Origin of the sequence: Streptomyces sp. (assembly GCF_031178505.1) — a bacterium.
Taxonomy (GTDB): Bacteria; Actinomycetota; Actinomycetes; order Streptomycetales; family Streptomycetaceae; genus Streptomyces; species Streptomyces gulbargensis.
The window spans coordinates 1-2034 of record NZ_JAPSIW010000977.1; the positions used below are offsets into that span (position 1 = coordinate 1).

3 protein-coding genes are annotated in these 2034 nt (G+C 73.3%); 1 reads left to right on the forward strand and 2 read right to left on the reverse strand.

Going from position 1 to position 2034, the window contains the following annotated elements; genetic code table 11:
- The first annotated feature begins 123 nt into the window (after window positions 1–123).
- Window positions 124–465, forward strand: coding sequence for a rhodanese-like domain-containing protein (locus tag RIF68_RS35265; protein WP_309055654.1), 342 nt, complete (start codon window positions 124–126; stop codon window positions 463–465).
- Between the two features lie 159 nt (window positions 466–624).
- Here the strand turns inward: RIF68_RS35265 and RIF68_RS35270 are convergent, their stop codons facing one another.
- Complete coding sequence (locus RIF68_RS35270; RefSeq protein ID WP_309055655.1) at window positions 625–1707, reverse strand: 2Fe-2S iron-sulfur cluster-binding protein; 1083 nt, start codon at window positions 1705–1707, stop codon at window positions 625–627.
- The coding region (paaD, locus tag RIF68_RS35275) for a 1,2-phenylacetyl-CoA epoxidase subunit PaaD (protein ID WP_309055657.1) at window positions 1708–2034 on the reverse strand (327 nt) is incomplete at its 5' end.

Genomic DNA, 2034 nt, shown 5'->3' on the forward strand with positions numbered 1-2034 from the left:
TGAGTGCGAGAGCCTGCACCGGGAGCTCCTCCCGCACGCGCAGATGGTGCGCGCGTGTTTTCGGGGCCGAGCCGCACCGGCGGCCCGAGCAGGATGAGCAGGACGAGAGAGAAGGCCAGTCCCATGAACTTCACCCCGCTGCCCACCGTGGACGCGGCGTCCGTACCCGACGACGGTCTGGTGCTGGACGTCCGCGAGGACGACGAGTGGGCGGCCGGCCGGGTCGAAGGCGCCCTGCACGTGCCGATGAGCAGCTTCGTGGACCGTTTCGGCGAGGTGACGGAGGCGCTGGCCGAACGCGGGCGCGCCTATGTGATGTGCCGGGTCGGTGGCCGGTCCGCGCAGGTCACCCAGTACCTGGTGCAGCAGGGTTTCGACGCGGTGAACGTCGACGGCGGCATGATCGCCTGGGAGAACGCGGGGCGTCCGGTGGTCTCCGACAACGGCCCCGGGTTCGTCGCCTAGGCGTGTCCGGAAAGGAGCGGCGTCTGCCCGCAGGGCCAGGAGGGACTGTACGGACTCGGCCCAGGACCGTACGGCGCAACCGCCCGCCCTGTCCGTGCGGCCCGCCGGTCCGCGCGTGCGCGTGACCGACGGGCCGTCAACCGGGGGCGCCGTGCCGCGTCAGCGGTCGAAGTCCAGCTCCACCTCGGGGGTGGCAGGGTGGGACTGGCAGGCGAGGACGTAGCCGGCCTCGGTCTCCTCCGGTTCGAGCGCGAAGTTGCGGTCCATACGGACCTCCCCGCCGACGACGAACGCGCGGCAGGTGCCGCACACCCCGCCCTTGCATGCGTACGGGGCGTCGGCGCGGGCGCGCAGGACGGTGTCGAGCAGGGTGTCGCCGCGCTCCACCGGCCACGTGCCGGACCGGCCGTGCAGGGTGGCCGTCAGTGTCGCGTGCGCGGGGGCGTCGGCGGCCGGTGCCGGTGCGGAGCCGTCGTCGACGTGGAAGATCTCCTGGTGGATCCGGGAGCGGTCCACGCCGAGTCCCCGCAGGGTCTTCTCGGCGCCCTGGACGAGACCGAAGGGGCCGCAGAGGAACCAGCCGTCGATGTCGGTGACCGGCAGGAGTGAGGGCAGCAGGGCGGTGAGCCGTTGCTCGTCGAGCCGGCCGGAGGGAACGCCCGCCTGCTGCTCCTCCCGGGAGAGGACCGTGACCAGCTGGAAGCGGTCGGGGTGGCGGTCCTTCAGGTCCGCGACCTCGTCCAGGAACATGGTCGAGGCGGCGGTGCGGTCGCTGCGGATCAGGCAGAAGCGGGCGTCCGGTTCGCGGGCGAGCAGGGTGGCCGCCATCGACAGGACCGGGGTGATACCGCTGCCGCCGACGACGGCGGCGAAGTGGCCGGGCCGCGGGTCGAGGACGAAGCGCCCGGTGGGTTCCATGACGTCGACCAGGTCGCCGACGGCCAGCTCCTTGAGGGCGTACGTGGAGAACTCGCCGCCGTCGACGTGGCGGATGCCGACGCGCAGGACGGGCGGTTCGCCGGGTGCGGCCGCGGGGGCGCAGATCGAGTAGGTGCGGCGGACCTCCTCGCCATGGCCGCCGGTGCGGCGCAGGGCGAGGTGCTGGCCGGGCCGGTGCCGGTAGGTGTCGTGGAGCTCGGGCGGGACGGTGAAGGTGACGGCCACGGAGTCGTCGGTCAGCCGCTCGACCTCGCTCACCCGGAGCGGCTGGAACCCGGCCCGTCCGGCGCCTGAGGACAGCATCTACAGCTCCTTGAAGTGGTCGAACGGTTCGCGGCAGGCGGTGCACCGGCGCAGGGCCTTGCACGCGGTGGAGGAGAAGCGGCTGAGGAGCTCGGTGTCCGTGGAGCCGCAGTGGGGGCAGCGGATCGCCAGGGTGAGCGGGACGGGGCCGCCGGCCGGGCCCTGGGGGCGCGGCGGGGCGATGCCGAACTCGCTGAGCTTGCGCCGGCCTTCCTCGCTGATGTCGTCGGTGGACCAGGCGGGGCTGAGGACGGTGACGACGGAGACGTCCGGGACGCCGTGGTCGTGGAGGGCCCGCTCGATGTCGGCGGACATGGCCTCGATGGC